The 18,358-nt window shown below is 70.5% G+C and carries 13 protein-coding genes and 5 pseudogenes; 2 read left to right on the top strand and 16 right to left on the bottom strand.

Annotation, left to right across the window (positions count from 1 at the left end; genetic code table 11):
* Positions 1-13 precede the first annotated feature (13 nt).
* Genes MTP03_RS10150 through MTP03_RS10125 form a run of 6 tightly spaced genes read right to left on the bottom strand, consistent with a single transcriptional unit; the run spans position 14 to position 4,743 of the window.
* Positions 14-505 (bottom strand): SRPBCC family protein, encoded by a 492-nt coding sequence (locus MTP03_RS10150; protein WP_248491808.1) that lies wholly within the window; start codon positions 503-505, stop codon positions 14-16.
* Positions 502-897, bottom strand: a complete 396-nt coding sequence (locus MTP03_RS10145; RefSeq protein ID WP_248491807.1) for a metalloregulator ArsR/SmtB family transcription factor — start codon at positions 895-897, stop codon at positions 502-504. Before MTP03_RS10145 ends, MTP03_RS10150 begins: the two co-directional genes overlap by 4 nt.
* Positions 898-930: 33 nt before the next feature.
* Complete coding sequence (locus MTP03_RS10140) at positions 931-1,968, bottom strand: Rv2578c family radical SAM protein (protein ID WP_248491806.1); 1,038 nt, start codon at positions 1,966-1,968, stop codon at positions 931-933.
* A gap of 54 nt (positions 1,969-2,022) precedes the next feature.
* Positions 2,023-2,712, bottom strand: coding sequence for a hypothetical protein (locus MTP03_RS10135; protein WP_248491805.1), 690 nt, complete (start codon positions 2,710-2,712; stop codon positions 2,023-2,025).
* 7 nt (positions 2,713-2,719) lie between these two features.
* Positions 2,720-4,009, bottom strand: a complete 1,290-nt coding sequence (gene hisS, locus MTP03_RS10130) for a histidine--tRNA ligase (protein WP_248491804.1) — start codon at positions 4,007-4,009, stop codon at positions 2,720-2,722.
* Positions 4,006-4,743, bottom strand: a complete 738-nt coding sequence (locus tag MTP03_RS10125) for an MBL fold metallo-hydrolase (protein WP_248491803.1) — start codon at positions 4,741-4,743, stop codon at positions 4,006-4,008. The genes hisS and MTP03_RS10125 overlap by 4 nt, the downstream gene beginning before the upstream one ends.
* Before the next feature lie 108 nt (positions 4,744-4,851).
* Between MTP03_RS10125 and MTP03_RS10120 the strand changes: the two genes are divergently transcribed.
* Positions 4,852-5,922, top strand: a complete 1,071-nt coding sequence (locus tag MTP03_RS10120) for a peptidylprolyl isomerase (RefSeq protein ID WP_248491802.1) — start codon at positions 4,852-4,854, stop codon at positions 5,920-5,922.
* A gap of 57 nt (positions 5,923-5,979) precedes the next feature.
* On the opposite strand, the pseudogene MTP03_RS10115 reads toward MTP03_RS10120, so the two are convergent.
* From MTP03_RS10115 to MTP03_RS10085, 7 genes and pseudogenes are all read right to left on the bottom strand, one after another.
* Positions 5,980-8,255 (bottom strand): annotated as a pseudogene (locus tag MTP03_RS10115) (bifunctional (p)ppGpp synthetase/guanosine-3',5'-bis(diphosphate) 3'-pyrophosphohydrolase).
* A gap of 116 nt (positions 8,256-8,371) precedes the next feature.
* Positions 8,372-8,998, bottom strand: coding sequence for an adenine phosphoribosyltransferase (locus MTP03_RS10110; protein WP_248491801.1), 627 nt, complete (start codon positions 8,996-8,998; stop codon positions 8,372-8,374).
* Positions 8,991-10,134, bottom strand: a pseudogene (gene secF, locus MTP03_RS10105) (protein translocase subunit SecF). The gene MTP03_RS10110 and the pseudogene secF overlap by 8 nt, the downstream one beginning before the upstream one ends.
* Positions 10,135-11,672, bottom strand: a pseudogene (secD, locus tag MTP03_RS10100) (protein translocase subunit SecD); the annotation flags it as partial. It abuts the pseudogene before it with no gap.
* A gap of 80 nt (positions 11,673-11,752) precedes the next feature.
* Positions 11,753-12,085 (bottom strand): preprotein translocase subunit YajC, encoded by a 333-nt coding sequence (gene yajC, locus MTP03_RS10095; RefSeq protein WP_248491800.1) that lies wholly within the window; start codon positions 12,083-12,085, stop codon positions 11,753-11,755.
* A gap of 101 nt (positions 12,086-12,186) precedes the next feature.
* Positions 12,187-14,308: pseudogene (locus tag MTP03_RS10090) on the bottom strand (ATP-dependent DNA helicase RecQ).
* 81 nt (positions 14,309-14,389) lie between these two features.
* Complete coding sequence (locus MTP03_RS10085; protein ID WP_248491799.1) at positions 14,390-14,743, bottom strand: DUF488 domain-containing protein; 354 nt, start codon at positions 14,741-14,743, stop codon at positions 14,390-14,392.
* A gap of 85 nt (positions 14,744-14,828) precedes the next feature.
* Between MTP03_RS10085 and MTP03_RS10080 the strand changes: the two genes are divergently transcribed.
* Positions 14,829-15,251: a hypothetical protein gene (locus MTP03_RS10080; RefSeq protein WP_248491798.1), complete on the top strand. Its 423-nt coding sequence runs from the start codon at positions 14,829-14,831 to the stop codon at positions 15,249-15,251.
* A gap of 88 nt (positions 15,252-15,339) precedes the next feature.
* Here the strand turns inward: MTP03_RS10080 and MTP03_RS10075 are convergent, their stop codons facing one another.
* The 3 genes and pseudogenes from MTP03_RS10075 to MTP03_RS10065 form a co-directional block, all read right to left on the bottom strand.
* The gene (locus tag MTP03_RS10075) at positions 15,340-15,930 is read right to left on the bottom strand and encodes an alpha/beta hydrolase (protein ID WP_248491797.1); all 591 of its coding nucleotides are present in this window, start codon (positions 15,928-15,930) and stop codon (positions 15,340-15,342) included.
* Positions 15,927-17,263 (bottom strand): annotated as a pseudogene (locus tag MTP03_RS10070) (MFS transporter). Before MTP03_RS10070 ends, MTP03_RS10075 begins: the two are co-directional and overlap by 4 nt.
* 23 nt (positions 17,264-17,286) lie before the next feature.
* Entirely contained in the window at positions 17,287-18,339 is a 1,053-nt protein-coding gene (locus MTP03_RS10065) for a 3-keto-5-aminohexanoate cleavage protein (protein WP_248491796.1), read from the bottom strand.
* Positions 18,340-18,358: the final 19 nt, after the last annotated feature.

Raw genomic sequence — 18,358 nt, 5'->3', positions numbered from 1 at the left:
ACGGCCACCCCCGCTACCGGCCGCCGTAGTGCGCGGACATCGCCGGGAAGTAGTCCGCGAAATCTGGTGCCGCGCAACCGTTCTCGGCAGCGACGAGCGCGTCGAGGTAGTACTCCCAGCCCGGCCCCACCTCCGCAGCGTTCGCCGCGGCATCGAGGTGGTGAACGAAGGTCAGCCGGGTGCGGTCGCCGTCGCGCTCGACGAGCGCCTCGAGATCCCACTCTCCGTACTCGTCCTTCGCGCGCACCCCGAGGCGGCGGGGCGGCTCACACGCGGTGATGGTCATGGGCATCACCGGTGAGCCCTCCTCGAAGCCCATCGTCACCTGCACGACGGATCCGACACCCGGATCGCCGCCGGTCCAGCCACCGAACCACCGCGCGGTGCGACCGGGTTCGGTGATCGAGGCCCAGACGTCGTCGACGCCTGCGTCGAAATAGCGCTCGAGTATCAGGTCGCGTCCGCCGTCGGTGGCTTCCACGCGACCCGTCGCCTGCTTCGTCATGCCGTTCCCCGTTCGTGTGCTTCGTCGATCCCGGTCGTGCCCGTATCTCCTGCTGCACGGGCGTTGTCGCGCCGCGCGCGGCGCACCTCGGTGTCCAACGCGGGCGAGCCGAGCAGCCCGGCGAGCCGAGCGGTCCCGCGCACGTGCGCCAACCAGCCGTCGACCTCGTCGAGGGCGGCGACCCGCAGGACGTACGAGCGCTCCCGGCCGTCACCGCCGGGCGGTCCGCCCTCGACGAGGCCCGCATCCCGCAGGACGCGCAGGTGCCGACTGACGGCCGGCCGGCTGATGTCGAACTCGGAGGCGATCCGCCCCGCCGTCATCGGAGCGCCACTCAACAGCACCACGATCCGTCGTCGCACCGGATCGGCGATGGCCGCGAAGACGCTCACCCCAGAAGCGTAACGGATCTGTTACGCATCTGTCTAGAACAACGACTCCTGCAGGTCCTCGGCGACCGAGCCCCGGACGCGCGAAACACGCGGCGAGCGCGGCGGGCTCGCGTACGGATCCTCCAGCCGCGTCAGGCCGAACTCTTCGAGCATCGGCTCCACCCGCCTGCGCAGGTGCGTGCGGTACTCGGCCGACACCCGCCCCGTCGACCCGTAGAGCTGCCGGTACCGCCGGACCAGCATCGGATGATTCTCGGCGAGCCACCCCAGGAACCAATCCCGGTAGCGTCCGGTGAGATTGAGGGCCATCACCGATGCGGTGGCCGCGCCCGCCTCCGCCAGCGCCGCGAACAGCGTGCGCAGCGACGCCGTGTCATCGGTGAGGTACGGCACGACCGGCGCCACCATGACGTGACAGTCGAATCCCGCGTCGGCGATCGACCTGATCAGTTCCAGCCGGGCCGCGGGCTTCGGCGCGCCCGGCTCCAGCGAGGCCTGCAGCTCCGGATCCGACAGGGCAAGCGAGACCGCGAGCTGGACCGGCACCGTGGTCGCGGCGGTCGCGAGCAGCGGCAGGTCCTGGCGCAGCAGCGTGCCCTTGGTGAGGATCGAGATCGGCGATCCCGCGCCGGCCAGCGCCCCGATCACGCCGGGCATCAACCGGTAGCGGCCCTCCGCCCGCTGATAGGGGTCGGTGTTCGTCCCCAGCGCCACCGGCTCAGCCCGCCAGGACGCGCGCCGCAGCTCCTTCCTGAGCACCGAGACCAGGTTGGTCTTCACCACGATCTGGGAGTCGAAATCTCCCCCGGCGTCGAACTCCAGGTACTCATGGCTCGACCGGGCGAAGCAGTAGGTGCACGCGTGAGTGCAACCACGATAGGGATTGACCGTCCACGAGAACGGCATCGCCGACGACTCCGGCAGCCTGTTCAGCGCGCTCTTGCACACCACCTCGTGGAACGTGACGCCCTCGAACTCCGGCGTCGTGACCGTGCGGCCCAGCCCCTCCAGCCCGGGGAGCGCACGCACCCCCGAGCCGGACCCGCTCAGTAACTGACCATCCCATCGCACACCGCAAGTCGAACACGTTGTTCGATTACAGTCAAGTATTCGAACGCGCGCGTCCTACCAACGGGGCCGGGCGATCTCGTCGACCTCGTCGGCGGTGAACACCAATTCGTCGGCGCCGCCCACCTCGCGCGCGATCCCCGCGGCCCGGCACAGCGGACGCTCGCGCAGGGGCACGGACGTGGCCTGTGCACGAGCCTGTTCCGCGAGGACGCGCGCGATGTCCCGCGTCTCCGGCCGGCGGTTGCGCTCGAGCGCCTCGGCGAGCCGCCGCACGCCCAGCATCGGCAGCTCCCGACCCCGCACACGGCCCCGCCCGGACCCGTACAGGGCGACGGGGACGCGCACCGTCGTCCTGCCGTGCCGTACGCGCAGCGACACCTGGATCAGCTCGGCGACCTCGGCCACGAGATCGACCTTCTCGGCCGCGAGCAGGTTCACCCGCCGCGTGCGCAGTGTGCGCCGGGTGAGCACGCGGTGGTCGAGTACCACCCGGCGGCGCGCCACACCGAGGTATCCGCCCAGTCCCGGGGTCGCGCCGGCGACGAGCACCACGCTCCCCCACACCGGCCCGGCGAGGACCGCCACGACCACCGCGACGAGCACGGTCACGGCCAGCCCCACGCCGAGGGCCCGCCGGACCTTCGGCAGGGTGAGCTGCGGCGGGATCAGATCCACATCGACGGCGTCCTCCGCGCTCAGCTCCCGCGGATCGCGGGCGCCCGGCTCGGCAGGACTCGAGGACACGGGCGCGCTACCCGGCGCTCTCGGTCACGATCACGCCCACGACGGTATCGAGCGGGACCGCCCGCTGCTCGCCCTTCGCGAGATCCTTGACCATCACCACGCCCTGGTCGAGCTCGGAATCCCCCAGGATCAGGGCGAATCGGGCGCCGGAACGGTCCGCGGCCTTCATCGCGCCCTTCATCGCGCGGTTGCCGTACGCCATGTCCGACGCGATTCCCGCGGCCCGCAGCCGGCCCAGCAGCGGGACCATCGCATCGCGCGCCGGGTCGCCGAGCGGCACCCCGAACGCCGTCACGCGGGGCGCCGACGGCGCGCGCTTCCCCTCGGCCGCGAGGGCGAGGAGGGTGCGGTCGACGCCGAGCCCGAATCCGACGCCGGTGACGCCCTCTCGGCCGCCCAGCTGCTCGACGAGGCCGTCGTAGCGCCCGCCGCCGCCGATCCCGGACTGTGCCCCGAGACCGTCGTGGACGAACTCGAAACACGTCTTGGTGTAGTAGTCGAGGCCGCGGACCAGGCGCGGGTTCACCACGTACGGAACCCCGAGCGCGTCGAGGTAGCCGAGCACCTTCTCGAAGTGCTCCTTCGGCTCCGCCGTGAGGTTGTCGATCATGAGCGGCGCATCGGCCGTCATCGCCCTCACCTCGGGCCGCTTGTCGTCGAGCACCCGCAGCGGGTTGATCTCGGCGCGCCGACGGGTCTCCTCGTCGAGGTCGAGGCCGAACAGGAACTCCTGCAACTTCTCGCGGTACTGCGGCCGGCAGGTGCCGTCGCCGAGGCTGGAGACCTCCAGCCGGAACCCGTCGAGCCCCACGCTGCGATAGGCACGGTCGGCGACCGCGATCACCTCGGCGTCCAGCGCCGGATCATCGACGCCGATCGCCTCGAGCCCCACCTGCTGCAACTGCCGGTAGCGACCCTCCTGCGGCCGCTCGTACCGGAAGAACGGGCCGGCGTAGGCCGCCTTCACCGGCAACTGGCCGCGGTCGAGGCCGTGCTGCAGGACGGCGCGCACCACGCCCGCCGTGCCCTCGGGACGCAGCGTGACCGAGCGGTCGCCGCGGTCGGCGAACGTGTACATCTCCTTGGCCACGACGTCGGTCGACTCGCCGACCCCGCGTGCGAACAGCGTGGTGTCCTCGAAGATCGGCAGCTCGATGTAGCCGTACCCCGCCTCGGCGGTCGCCCGCAGCAGCGCGGTGCGCACGGCGAGGAAGTCGGCGGAGCTGTTCTTCTCCCCCGACGGCACCGGGATGTAGTCGGGAATGCCCTTGGGAGCCTGGAAGCTACCGGCGCTCACAGTCCGTATCGTCCTTTCCGCTCACCCGGCGTCTGCGTGCCCGTGAGCCCCTGCAGGAACGGGTTCGACGCCCGCTCCCGTCCGATGGTGGTGGCGGGACCGTGCCCGGGCAACACGACGGTGTCGTCCCGCAGGGGCAGCAGCTTCGCCGCGATCGAGGCCAGCAGTCGCTCGTGGCTGCCGCCCGGCAGGTCGGTCCGGCCGATCGAGCCCTGGAAGAGCACGTCACCGTCGAAGGCGACGGTGACCGTCTCGCCCTCGACCGGGGCACCGGCATCGTCGACGGCCGGGGCGTCGACGGTGAACACGACGGAGCCCGGCGAGTGTCCGGGTGCGTGCGCGACCCCGAACGTGATGCCCGCGAGCTCGACGGTTTCACCGTCGTCGAGCTCGATCACCTTCTGCGGTTCGACGAACTCCTGGTCACCGATCATCGCGCCGAGCGCGGCGCCGATCCCGACCGCCGGGTCGGCGAGCATCGGCCGGTCGTCGGCGTGGATGTGCACCGGGATCCCGAACTCGTCGGCGAAGGGCTGCGCCGTCCACGTGTGGTCGAGATGACCGTGCGTGAGCAGCACCGCGACGGGGTTCAGGCGGTGCTCCGCGAGGAGCGCCTTGAGCGGCTCGACGGCGTCCTGACCGGGGTCGATGACGACGGCGTCGGAGCCCGGACCGTCTGCCACGACGTAGCAATTGGTCTGGAACACCCCCGCCGGGAATCCGGTGATCAGCATCCGGCCATTGTGTCACCAGACCCGGTGGCGGCGTCCATCAGGTTTAGCTGGCAGACTTGGCGACCAGTTGTGCCCGCCGGATTTCGGTAATGAGGAGGTCGTCACACCGTGCCGAGCAATGAAGAGCGCCGCCAGGCAGCCCGCGAGAAACTCGCGAAGCAGAACGAGCGGCGTGAAGCCGACGCGCGCAAGCGCAAGATCAAGGCCGGCGCGGTCGCGGGCGTCGTCGTGGTCGCGCTGGTCGCGGCGGGCTGCTACATCTGGCTGCCGCAGGGCCCGCGCGCCCCGCTCCGCGTCGGCGCCGAGGACCGGTTCCGCTCGCTCCACGTGACCTGCGACTTCAAGGACCGGCCGGATCAGGTCGCCGCGGCGCGTAAGAGCATCGACGACATGAAGAAGCAGATCGCCCAGGCCAAGACCCAGTTGGCCGCACTCAACGCCGAGCAGAAGACGGCACTGCAGGAGCAGATCACCACCGCCGAGGCCCGCAATGCGGAGACCGAGAAGATGATCCCGCAGTTGGAGAAGATCTCGGAGCGCAACAAGGGTGTCACCAAGCCCGGCGGCGTCGACGTCCCCAACACCGGGACATTGACCGGCTCGATCACCACCAACCAGGGCGTCATCGGGTTCGAGCTGGACCGCTCGAAGGCCCCGTGCAACGTCGAGACCTTCGTCACGCTGATGCAGGCCAAGTACTTCGACAACACGATCTGCCACCGCGAGACCGCCAGCGAGTCCCCTGACAAGAAGTCCGGCCTGTACGTGCTGCAGTGCGGCGACCCGTCAGGCACCGGCCTGGGCGGCCCGAACTGGACCTCGCCGGACGAGGCGCCCACCTTCCTCAAGGCCGCCGACGGTGCCGCCACCCAGCCGGGCGCCTCGCCGAACGTGATCTACCCCGCCGGCACCATCGCCGTGGCGAACGCGAACAACGCGCAGTCCGGCACGTCGAACACCGGCTCCAGCCAGTTCTTCCTGGTCTACAAGGACACCACGCTGCCCGCCGACTACTCGGTCATCGGCAAGACCGACGACGCGGGCCTGACGGTGCTGCAGCAGGTCGCGAAGAAGGGCATCAAGGCGAAGGCCAGCACGGCGCCGAAACCGGGCCAGCCCGTCACCGACGGCGAGCCCATGCAGCCCGTGACCATCACCTCGATGGCACTCGCGCAGTAGCCGCGTGGACCGCACGCAGGGCCCCGCCCGGCGGGGCCCTGCGTCGTGTGCGGACCGCTACTGCGCGGACGTCACCCGGTACACGTCGTACACGCCCTCGACGTTGCGCACCACGTTGAGGACGTGCCCGAGGTGCTTCGGATCGCCCATCTCGAAGGTGAAGCGCGACACCGCGACCCGGTCCCGGACGTGGTGACCGACGCGGAGAGGATGTTCACCTTCTCGTCCGCGAGCACCTTCGTCACATCGGACAGCAGCCGATGCCGGTCCAGCGCCTCCACCTGGATGGCGACCAGGAACACCGAGGACGCCGACGGCGCCCACTTCACGTCGAGGAAGCGCTCCGGCTCCTTGCGCAGCTCGGCGACGTTGGTGCAGTCCGTGCGGTGCACGCTGACGCCGCCGCCCCGGGTGACGAAGCCGACGATCTCGTCGCCCGGCACCGGCGTGCAGCACTTCGCGAGCTTCGCAAGCACGCCGGGCTGCCCGGTGACCAGCACGCCCACGTCCGTCGTGGCCGTGGGGCCCGCGAAGGTCGACGGGGTGTTCCGCTCGGCGAGCTCCTCGGTGGCCTCCTCGATGCCTCCCAGCTGCTCGACCATCCGCTGCACCACGGTGTGCGCCGACACCTGGTGCTCGCCGACGGCCGTGTACAGCGCGGAGACGTCCGCGTACCGCAGCTCCTTGGCTATCCCCGCCATGGACTCCGCGTTCGTCAGGCGCTGCAACGGGAGGCCCGAACGGCGCACCTCCTTGGCGATGGCGTCCCGGCCGTTCTCCAGCGCCTCCTCGCGCCGTTCCTTCGCGAACCACTGCCGGATCTTGGCCTTCGCCCGCGGCGAGACCACGAACGACTGCCAGTCGCGCGACGGGCCCGCGTTCTCGGCCTTGCTGGTGAACACCTCCACCACCTCGCCGTTCTCGAGCTTGCGCTCGAGGGCGACGAGCCTGCCGTTGACGCGGGCGCCGATGCAGCGGTGCCCCACCTCGGTGTGCACGGCGTAGGCGAAGTCGACCGGGGTGCTGCCCGCGGGCAGCGTGATCACGTCGCCCTTCGGGGTGAAGACGAAGATCTCCTTGACCGCGAGGTCGTACCGCAGCGATTCCAGGAACTCCCCCGGGTCCGCCGCCTCCCGCTGCCAGTCGAGCAGTTGACGCATCCACGCCATGTCGTCGACCTCGGACAATTCGCGCGAGTCAGACCCCTTGCCACCGCCGTTGCGGCCCTTGGTCTCCTTGTAGCGCCAGTGCGCCGCGATCCCGAACTCGGCCGTACGGTGCATCTCGCGGGTGCGGATCTGCACCTCCAGCGGCTTACCCTCCGGCCCGATCACCGTGGTGTGCAGCGACTGATAGACGCCGTACCGCGGTTGCGCGATGTAGTCCTTGAACCGGCCGGCCATCGGCTGCCACAGCGAATGCACGACGCCGACGGCGGCGTAGCAGTCGCGCACCTCGTCGCACAGGATCCGCACGCCGACCAGGTCGTGGATGTCGTCGAAGTCGCGGCCCTTGACGATCATCTTCTGGTAGATCGACCAGTAATGCTTCGGCCGGCCCTGCACATCGGCCACGATCCGCTGGGCGCCGAGCGCGCCGTTGATCTCGGCGCGCACCGACGCCAAGTAGGTGTCGCGCGACGGTGCCCGGTCCGCCACCAGCCGCACGATCTCGTCGTACTTCTTCGGATGGAGGATGGCGAACGCGAGATCCTCCAGCTCCCACTTCACCGTGGCCATACCCAGGCGGTGCGCGAGCGGCGCGATCACCTCGAGCGTCTCGCGAGCCTTGCGCGCCTGCTTCTCCGGCGGCAGGAAGCGCATCGTGCGCATGTTGTGCAGCCGGTCCGCCACCTTGATCACCAGGACGCGCGGATCCCGCGCCATCGCGATGATCATCTTGCGGATGGTCTCCGCCTCGGCCGCGTTGCCGAGCGCCACCTTGTCCAGCTTGGTGACGCCGTCCACCAGATGCGCGACCTCGGCGCCGAACTCCGCCGTGAGCTGCTCCAGGCTGTACCCCGTGTCCTCGACGGTGTCGTGCAGCAGCGCGGCCACCAGCGTGGTCGTGTCCATGCCCAGTTCGGCGAGGATCGTCGCCACCGCCAACGGGTGCGTGATGTACGGGTCACCCGACTTGCGCATCTGCGTGGCGTGCCGCTGATCCGCCACGTCGTACGCGCGCTCGATGAGCGCGACATCCGCCTTCGGGTACACCTCCCGGTGCAACGCGACCAGCGGCTCCAGCACCGGCCGCACGTGGTTGCGAGTGCCGGTCATCCGCCGCGCGAGCCGCGCGCGGACGCGGCGGGTGGTGGATCCGGTCTGCTCCAGGTTCGGGCCCCGGGCGTCGACGGTGCCTCTGCCGTGGGAGTGCGCGCGGCGTCGGGGCCCTGAGACTGCAACGACATGGTGCCTCCCCGTCCTCTGATCGTGAGCGGACTAGGGATTCAGCCTACCGATATCGCCTCGACCGCGACGGGTCCGCCGGGTAATTGCGCGAGGCGCGCCCGACCGCCCAGCGCCGCGAGCTCCAGCACCACCGCGACACGATCCACCACGGCGCCCGCGCGGCGCAGCAGCGCCACCGCGCCGGAGACCGTGCCGCCCGTCGCCAGGACGTCGTCGACCACCAGGATCCGCTTCCCCGCCAGCTCGATCCCCTCCGCCGGGATCTCCAGCGCCGCGGTGCCGTACTCGAGCGTGTACTCCTCGCGCAGCACCGGCGGCGGCAGCTTGCCCGCCTTGCGCACCGCGAGCATCCCCACACCGAGGCGCAGCGCCACTCCCGAGCCCAGAAGGAAACCGCGCGCGTCCAGACCCGCCACCAGGTCGACGGCGACGGCACCGTCGGGCTCGGACGCGCGACTCGCCGCGGGACCGGAATCGCGGCCCGCCGCGGGACCGGAATCGCGGCCCGCCGCGGCGAGCCCGTCGATCACCGCGGCGAGACCGGCACCGTCGGCGAACACCGGCGTGAGGTCGGCGAACACGACCCCCGGCTCCGGGAAGTCCGCGACGTGCCGCGTGCACCGCGCGATAGCGGCGCGCGCGGCTGCGGCACGGCCATCAGTCACGGCGGCGCGACCGCTTCGTCTGCGGACGGGCCGGGGCCTTGTCGAGCTTCACCGCGCCATCGGCCACGGTGTCCTCCGCCGAATCGGCCTTGGCGCGCCGCGCCAGCACCTTCGCAGTGTGCTGCTTGTACTCCGGGCGGCGCTCCTTGAGGCTGACCAGCAACGGCGCCGCGAAGAACACCGACGAGTACGTGCCGACCACGACGCCGACGAGCTGGATCAGGCCCAGGTCCATGAGGGTGCCCACGCCGAGCAGCCAGGCCGCGACCACCATGAGCGAGATGATCGGCAGCGCCGAGATCACCGTGGTGTTGATCGACCGCATGAGCGTCTGGTTGACGGCGAGGTTGGCCTGCTCGCCGTACGTGCGCCTGGTCGTGTGCAGGACGCCGCGCACGTTCTCGTCCACCTTGTCGAACACGACGACGGTGTCGTACAGCGAGAAGCCGAGGATCGTGAGCAGGCCGATGACGGTGGCCGGGCTGACCTCGAAGCCGGACCAGGCGTAGAAGCCCGCGGTCACGATGACATCGAAGAACAGCGACGCCAGCGCCGCGAGGGCCATGTCCCACTCACGGAACCGGACCGCGATGTAGATCGTGACGAGCACCAGGAACACCACGAGTGCGATCAGGCCGCGTTGCGTGATCTGCGCGCCCCAGGTGGAACTGACGTTGGAGAAGCTGATGCTGTTCGCGGACGGCTGCCCGTCGCGCCCCGGGGGTGGAACGTCTCGAACAACACCTCCCGTGCCTTGGTGATCTGGTCGTTGTCGAGCTCGGACAGCGACACCTGGTAGGTCGCCGCGGCACCGGTGCCCGCGGTCTGCACCGCGGACGGCTCCACGCCGGTGGCGCTGCGCACCGTCTCGCGGACCTTGGCGGTATCGACCTCGGCGGTGCCGACCGGGAACGACACCTGCGTGCCGCCCTCGAAGTCGATGCTGAACTTGAAGCCCGGGATCAGGATGCCCAGGATCGCGACGACGATGACGATCCCCGTCGCGATGTAGTACTTGCGGCGCTGGCCGACGATGTCGAACGCGCCGGTGCCCGTGTAGAGCTTGGTGAAGAAGCTCGCCTTCTTCTCGGATTCGAGAACTGTGTCGGTCATGCTCACGCCTCCCCGGAGGTCACAGCGGCGGCCCGCCTACGCTCGCGGCCGATGGCGGCCACCGCGCCGAGGCCGTTCATCGACGGCTTGGCGAAGAACTCGGTCTTCGACGCGAAGTACACCAGCGGGTGCGTCACCAGGAACACGATCACCACGTCGAGGATGGTCGACAGGCCGAGCGTGAACGCGAAGCCCTTCACGTCACCGACCGCCAGCGCGTACAGCACCACGGCCGAGAGCAGCGACACCGCGTTGCCCGTCCAGATGGTGCGCCGGGCGCTGGCCCAGCCGCGCGGAACCGCGGAACGGAAGCTTCGCCCCTCCCGGATCTCGTCCTTGATGCGCTCGAAGTACACGACGAACGAGTCCGCCGTCATGCCGATGCCGATGATGATGCCCGCGATGCCGGACAGGTCGAGCGAGTAGCCCACCCAGCGCCCGAGCAGCACCAACAGCCCGTAGAGCAGGGCCACCGAGAGCGACAGCGACAGCGCCACCAGCACGCCGAGCGCGCGGTAGTACGCGAGCGCGTAGATCAGCACCAGGATCAGGCCGATAGCGCCGGCGATGAGGCCGGCCTTGAGCGACTCGAAGCCGAGCGTCGCGCTCACCGTCTGCGCGGTGCCGGACTTGAAGCTCAGCGGCAGCGAGCCGTACTTGAGCACCGCAGCCAGATCGGCGGCGCTCTGCTGGGTGAAGCTGCCGGAGATCTGCGTCTGCCCGCCCGTGATCGGCTCGTTGATCTGCGGCGCGGTGATCACCTGCGAGTCCATGACGAACGCGGCCTGCTTGCCGCGGTTGTTCGCGGTGAAGTCGGCCCACACCTTCGAGGCGTCGCCCGTGAACTCCAGCGTCACCACGTACTGCACCTGATTCTGCGGCACCCCGGACGACGCGTTCTTGATCGACTGACCGTCGATGATCGCGGGGCCCAGCGTGTACACCGTGCGGCCCTGGCCGGGCTGGCCCGCCTCCGGCCGGTCGCAGGTGACCAGGGGCTTGTCGGGCTGGTCGTTACCGGCCAGGGGTCCGACGGTGCGCTGCAGTTGAGGGCGTCGGCCGCCTTCTTCTGCACCGCGGGATCGGTGGACTGCCGGGTGGCCCGCGCGTCGGCGATCGCCTTCTTCGCCGATTCGGGATCGGTCATGTCCGGGGCGGGCGTGTTCACCTGATTGGCCGGCTGCGACCCGAGCACCGGGCGCACCTTGAGCTGCGCGGTCTGGCCGAGGGTGCGGGCCTGGTCACCGTTCGTGCCCGGCACGGTGATCACCAGGTTGCTGCCGTTGATCTTCACCTCCGAGCCGGAGACGCCGAGGCCGTTCACGCGCTTGTTGAGGATGTCGCGCGCCTGCTCCATCTGCTCCGTCCGGGGCGGCTGCCCGTCGGGCGTGATCGCCTGCAGCGTCACGGTGGTGCCGCCCTGCAGGTCGATGCCCAGCTTGGGTTCGGGCTTGCGGTCACCGGTGAAGAACACGAGTGAAAAGACCACGATCAAGATCAAGCCGAAGGCGATGAGGAGCCGCGACTCGTTCGTGTCGCTACTCGATGTTTTCCTGGCCACGGGTGGTTACGACTCCTCGGCGTGGAGAAACTCCTCCGGCGACGGCCGCCGGAGAAGTGGGCGATAGGGGCGGGTACGGGTCAGCGATCCTCGGGGCGCTTCTCGAGGTCGATCTCGGCCTCGTCGGCGATGTTCTCGATCGAGGGGGCGTCGAGTTCCTCCGGCGTCAGGATCTTCGCGATGGCGCGGCGCACCCACGTGGTGGTGACGCCGGGCGCGATCTCCAGATCGATCGTGTCGTCGCCCAGGCCGACGACGGTGCCGTAGAGACCGGTGCTGGTCATGACCTTGGTGCCGACGGTGAGGCCCGCCTGCATCTCCATCGTCTCGTTCATCTGCTTCTTCTGCTTCCGGAACTGGAAGAACATGAAGACGAGCATCAGCACGAGCATCAGGGGCAGCAAGAGTTCCATATCGGTCTCCTCAGATCGGGGGCCGCGGGCGCTCCGCGGGTGGGACGCCGCCCGGGTCGCGGACAGCACTCAAGGTTCCAGTGTTCCACATGTCGCGGAACTCAGGCGGGACGGTGCACCACCAGCGGCAACACCACCGTCGCACCGGCCTCCCGCAGACGCGCCGCCGCGACCGTCACGGCCCACCCCGTGCCCGACTCGTCGACCACGAGCAGCACGGACCGCCCCCGCACCGCGTCGACCGCCGGGCCACCGACCGCGATCGCGTCGAGCCAGTGCGCGGCCTCCTGCGCACCTGACGCGTCGCGGCCCGGGGCGGGTCCGCTCGGCATCGGGAGACTCGCCCGAGCGAGCCGCCCGACCTCCGCGATCCGGTCCGCCACCGGCTCCACCGGCGCAGGACGATCGGTGAGCTGCAGCGACACCACCACCTCGGGACGGGCACGCCACTGGTCCTTCCACCGAGACAGCGCCGCCACCGCGGCGTCGGCAAGATCCGCGGTCGCCTGCGCATCCCCCGCCCGGGCGGCGCCGACGGTGCCCGCCCACTCCGGCGCGTCGGCGAAGACCAGGACACGCCCCGGCTCCGCCGCGAGATCGGGCCGGATCCGGCCCTTGCGACCCGAGACGCCACCCGGCCACATCTTGCGCGCCTCGAGCACCTGGCTCTGCGACCGCAGCGCGCCGGCCACTGCGCGGGCGGCGTCTGGCGGCACCGGCTCGCCGAGCCCGTCCGGGACGTGCCCCAGGCACACCGAGCAGCGGCCGCAGGGGCCGCCTCCGGATCGTCCAGCGACTCGGTGAGCAACTGCATGAGGCACCGTTCGCCGCGGGTGTAAGCCCGCATGATGTCGGCCTCGCGGCGACGGGTCGCGACGATGCCGTCGTAGTGGGCGCCGTCGTAATGCCAGGGAGCGCCCGTCGCGCGGTAGCCGCCCTCGACCCGCTCGACGGCGCCGTCCACCGCGAGTTGCTTGAGCATCAGATCGATCCGCGTACGCCGGATACCGGTGGCTGCCTCCAGCGCGATCGCCGACTGCCCTCCCCGGACTCGTCCTCCGACAGCGCGCCGAGCACCCGGTCCATCTGTTGCGGATCCGGGATGGTGGCGGTGGCGAAGTAGTCCCACACCCCCGCGTCGGATTCGGACGGCAGCAGCGCCACGACGGCGTGATCGATCGCGCGGCCGGCGCGGCCCACCTGCTGGTAGTAGGACACCGGCGAGGGCGGCGAACCGACGTGCACCACGAAGCCCAGGTCGGGTTTGTCGAACCCCATCCCCAGCGCGGAAGTGGCGATGAGCGCTTTGATCTCGTTGGCCCGCAACGCGTCCTCGAGGCGGGCGCGGGTGTCGGGGTCGAGCTTGCCGGTGTACGCCGCCACCGGATAGCCCGCACCGTGCACCGCCCGGACACCGTCCACCAGGCGGTCCGCGTCCGCCACCGTCAGCGCGTAGACGATGCCCGAACCCGGCAGGTCCGGCAGATGTTTCGCAACCCACGCGTACCGCGTGATGGGCGCCAGCGCCGGCAGCACGTTGAGCTGGAGCGAGCGACGCGCGAGGGGGCCGCGCAGGACGAGGGTGGCGTCCCCCAGCTGGGCCGCCACATCCGCCGTGACGCGGGCGTTCGCGGTCGCCGTGGTGGCGAGCACCGGCGTCCGCGGGTGCAGCCTGGTGAGCACATCGGAGACGCGGCGGTAGTCGGGCCGGAAGTCGTGACCCCAGTCCGACACGGCGTGCGCCTCGTCGATCACGAGCAGGCCGAGCGAACCCTCCAGCGCGTCCAGCACGCGCCGGCCGAACGACGGATTCGCCAGCCGCTCCGGCGAGACCAGCAGAACGTCCACCTCGCCGGCGGCGAGCGCCGCCTCGATGACACCCCATTCCTCGAAGTTGGACGAGTTCAGCGTTGCCGCGCGCAGCCCGGCACGCTCGGCCGCCGCCACCTGGTCCCGCATGAGCGAGAGCAGGGGCGAGACGATGAGCGCGGGCCCCGCACCCTCGGCCCGCCGGAGCGCAGTGGCCACCCAGTACACGGCGGACTTGCCCCAGCCTGTGGCCTGCACCACCAGCACCCGGGCGGCGGGTTCGAGGAGCGCCGCCACCGCGGTCTCCTGGTCGGCGCGGAGCGCCGCACCCGGGCCGGCGAGGGCCTCGATCACCTGGCGCGCCCGCTCCGCGCGGACACCGGTGAGCCCGCTCCCAGGCCGCTCGACGGTCATGTCCTCGGTCATGTCGATCCCCTGATCGGTTGCGTCCGCAAGGCTAGCGGCCCGGTCCGACAGGAATCCGGGCGCGGCTCACTACGCGGGGTGTTTCCGCAGGTAATCGGCGAGGACGGTGGCCTGCTGCCGCACCGGGTCCTTGGCCGCGTACAGCAGGGTGACGGTCGGATGCTCCGCGACGATCCGCTCCAGTTCCGCGGTCGCGGGGTTCGCCTCGAGTTCGGCGGTGTAGCGGCGGGCGAACTCCTCGAACCGCTCCGGCACGTGGCCGAACCACTCGCGCAGCTCGGTGCTGGGGGCGATCTCCTTGTCCCACAGGTCCAGGTGCGCACGGACCTTGGAGACGCCGCGCGGCCACAGCCGGTCGACCAGCACTCGGAACCCGTCCTCCGGCAAGGGCTCCTCGTAGATCCGCTTCGTCCGCACCGTCATGCCTCCACTGTGCCACCGCGGAGCGCGTGGGGCGCACCGGGCACCCGCCGCCGCCCACCTGGTAAGGCGGGCCTAACGTGGGACCATGAACACCGTCGCCGCCGCCCTCGCCTTCGTCTGGCTCGGAATGATCCTCGCGATCTCGTTCCTGGAGGCCCCCGTCAAGTTCCGCGCGCCCGGGATCACGGTGCCGCTCGGCGTCGGCATCGGCCGGCTGGTGTTCCGGGCGCTCAACGCGTGCGAGGCAGTGCTGGCCGTCGGCGTCGCCGTCGCGCTCGCCGTGGGCCCGCACCGCACCGTCACAGTCATCCTGTTCGTCCTCGCCGCAGTCGACCTGGCCGCGTGCGTCGGCCTGCGCCGGGTGATGGACCGGCGCGTGATCGGCGATGCCGCGACCCACGAGATCTCCGACGAGATGCCCCGGCACAACCTGCACTTCGCCTACATCGGCCTCGAGGTGGCCAAGGTGGGGCTGCTCATCGCACTGGGAGTGACGGCCCTCGCGTGACGGTCTCCCCCAGGGTCGCGCTCGGCCGCCCCGTCCCACATCGGGTTCCAGTGCCCCGCCTCGCGCATGGCGCCGACCACCGACTCGCTCACGAGCGGCTCCCCGACGCCACGATCTCCGCGACGAGATCGTCGATCAGCGGCCACTCCCCGTGCCCCGACACCGGGTTGAGGTGCCCGGCGTCGCCGAGGTCCTCCAGCCGGCTCCCCCAGGCCTCCGCGAGGCCGGCGGTCACCCGGTACCTCGCCAGCGGGTCGGTGCGACTCGCGGCGACGACGGTCGGGAAGGGCAATCTCCTCCGCGGGACGGGCTCCCACCCCTCGGCCGCGAGCTCCGCCGGCCGCGGGTGCGGTTCCGGCCAATCGACGCCGAAGTCGGGTGGCGTGACGAGGACGGCGCCCACCACGGCGTCGAGCGCCGCGTCACCGTCGGCCAGCGACCGGAGCCAGTGCACCGTCGCGAGCACGCCCGCGCTGTGCGCCACCAGGATCACGGGTCCGTCGACGGCCGCGACCGTCTCGGCGAGCAGCCGGATCCGTTCCTCGATCGAGTGCCACAGCGACTCCTCGGGGAACGGCACCGCGACCGCCCCGGGCGTCCGGGCAGCGTACAGCTCCTGCCAGTGCGACGGTGCGCTCCCCCGCAGGCCCGGCACGATCACGGGCACGGGCGCGGTCACCGAGCCGCCTCCGCGTTGAGGGCCTGCAACTTGGCGAGGCCGCGCGGGTGCAGGCGCTTGCCGAAGACCATGAACAGCACGGCCGGCACGTAGACGAGCGGGGCGAGCTGCAGCGCGCCCAGCAGGCCCAGCCGGTCCGCGAGCGCACCGATGAGGATGGGCGCCAAGGCGAGACCGAGAAGGTTGTTCGCCAGCGTGAGCGTGCCCATCGCCGAGGCCTGCACCGAGCGGTGCGTCAGCGACGCGACCATGGCGGCCGCCGTGCCGGAACTGCCCGCGGCGAAGAAGGCGCCGATGCCGAGCAGCACGAGCTGCGCTGTGCCCGTGGGCATCCGGAAGGCGATCAGCAGGGCGACGAAGGCGATCGCGCAGTACGCGATACCCGCCGTCCACTTCCGCGTGCCGTCGTGCAGGCTGTACCGGTCCGCCAGGAACCCGCAGACGATCATCCCGGAACCCACCAGCAGTACGAACACCGCCGCGGCGCCTCCGGCCTTATCCACGGAGAGGTGATACGCCTCCTTGAAGTACGTCGGCAACCAGGTGAGCATGACCGCGGCCATGAACATCTGCAGGCCGCTGCCGATGTACGCGCACATCACGGGCGAGTTCGTGAACAGGCTCGACAGCGGGGCGCGTCCGGCACGGATCGGCTCGGCCCTCTCCCACGACGGTGCCGCCCCGGCCTCGTCGACCTGGTTGCGGGACACGCGCGCCTCCGTGACCACGAGCTTGAACACCGCCACCAGCAGCAGTCCGAGGACCGCCATCGCGCCGAGCGACCAGCGCCACCCGAAGTGGACCGCGATGAGGCCGCCGAGGCCGGTGCCGACCATGGTCCCGAAGGAGCCGCCGGCCATGAAGGACGCGGAGAGCGCGGCGTGCACCCGGGGCGCGAACAGGCTGAGCACCAGCGCGATGCCGACGCTGCCGTACGCCGCCTCGCCGACACCGACCACGAACCGGGCGGCGAGGAGCTGCTCGTAGTTCTGCGCGAACGCGCAGGCCAGCGTGGCGACGGACCAGAGCACGGCCATGAGGACGAGGCTGCGCACGCGGCCCCAGCGGTCCGCCAGGATCGAGGCCGGCAGGGTCAGCAGCCCCACCATGAGGGCGACCACGGAGATGAGCGAGCCCTGCTGGGCCTTGTCGAGATGCAGCTCCTGCCCCGGGGGACGAAGACCGCGGCGAGCACCTGCCGGGACATGTAGTCGGACAGGAGCAGTGCGAACGCGAGACCGAAGACCACCCACGGGTAGATCCGCCGGCGGGACCGCACGGGTCCCGCCGGCGTACCGTCGGCGTCCTCGACGTCACCCGAGCGGGTGGGCATGAGGGCCATTGTCATTCATCCGTTCACGCGTGCTGGGTGAAACCGAGCTGGCCGACCTGGCGGTTCGGCGCGTAGCCGAGCTTGGCCAGGGTCTCATCGACGGACGAGTACTGCTCACCGATGTGGTAGATGTCGCGCGCCTCCTTGCCGGTGGCCACGTCACGGCCGAGCTCGTGGCTGATCCGCACCAGCTGCTTGACCTGGTCGACCGACTTGATCTTCTCGCCGGGCTTGCCCCAGATGGTGTCCTCGTTGCCGCAGCGGGTGTGCAGGCCCAGCGCGATGGCCATGGTGTTGACCGGCAGCACCGAGCGCATGAGGGTCTCGAGGGTGAGGATCGCGCCGTCCGGCACCCGGTTGATGAAGTTCATGATGTTGTACGGGTTGGGGCCGTCGAAGCCGCCGCCGATACCGACCCAGGTGACGTTGAGAGGGCCCATGTACTTGCCCCGGCGGATCAGGCGCTCGACGGTCTCCAGCTGCGGGATCGAGCTGAGCTGGAAGTGCGGCTGGATCCCGTTGGCGGTCAGGCGGCGCAGGTGCTCCTCGACCCACTCGGGGCCGGCCGGCACCGTCATCTCGCGGTAGGTGTCGTAGAGCTCCGGACGCTGCATGGAGGTGCCGGCGATGTCCTCGTCCGTCATCAGCTCCATGATGTTCATCTGGCTGGTGTTGATCGCGATGGTCACCTGGTCGGGCTTGGGATCGAGCTCGGCCAGCATGTGCCGGGTGTCGTCCGAGAGCCACTTGGCGTCCGCGCCCTCGCCCTCGGGGGCGAAGGAGATGGAGCCGCCGACCTGCAGGATCATGTCCGGAACGGCCTCACGCAGACCGGAGAGCAGCTCGTTGAACTTGGAGAGGCGCTTGGAGCCGTGGCCGTCCTCCTCGCGGACGTGGATGTGCAGGACGGTGGCGCCGGCCTCGTAGCAGTCGACGGCCTGCTGGACGTGCTGCTCCATGGTGAGCGGCAGGTCCTCGCGGAAGTCGTCGAGCTCCCACTCGGGGCCGTAGGGCGCAACGGTGATGACCTGCTTCTCCTGGACCTCGGGGAACAGGGCGTCGTCGTGGAAATGCATGATGTACTCCTTGATGGGT

Source organism: Tsukamurella sp. PLM1 (assembly GCF_023168325.1).
Classification (GTDB): Bacteria; Actinomycetota; Actinomycetes; order Mycobacteriales; family Mycobacteriaceae; genus Tsukamurella.
The sequence above is the reverse complement of the archived record's forward strand: the minus strand, read 5'-3'. Positions and strand labels throughout refer to the sequence as shown.

What these genes read in the sequence shown, in the direction of transcription:
- MTP03_RS10085 (WP_248491799.1), bottom strand. Translation starts at nt 14,743, where the DNA reads ATGACGGTGCGGACGAAGCGGATCTACGAGGAGCCCTTGCCGGAGGAC.
- MTP03_RS10080 (WP_248491798.1), top strand. Translation starts at nt 14,829, where the DNA reads ATGAACACCGTCGCCGCCGCCCTCGCCTTCGTCTGGCTCGGAATGATC.
- MTP03_RS10125 (WP_248491803.1), bottom strand. Translation starts at nt 4,743, where the DNA reads ATGCTGATCACCGGATTCCCGGCGGGGGTGTTCCAGACCAATTGCTAC.
- MTP03_RS10150 (WP_248491808.1), bottom strand. Translation starts at nt 505, where the DNA reads ATGACGAAGCAGGCGACGGGTCGCGTGGAAGCCACCGACGGCGGACGC.
- yajC (WP_248491800.1), bottom strand. Translation starts at nt 12,085, where the DNA reads ATGGAACTCTTGCTGCCCCTGATGCTCGTGCTGATGCTCGTCTTCATG.
- MTP03_RS10065 (WP_248491796.1), bottom strand. Translation starts at nt 18,339, where the DNA reads ATGCATTTCCACGACGACGCCCTGTTCCCCGAGGTCCAGGAGAAGCAG.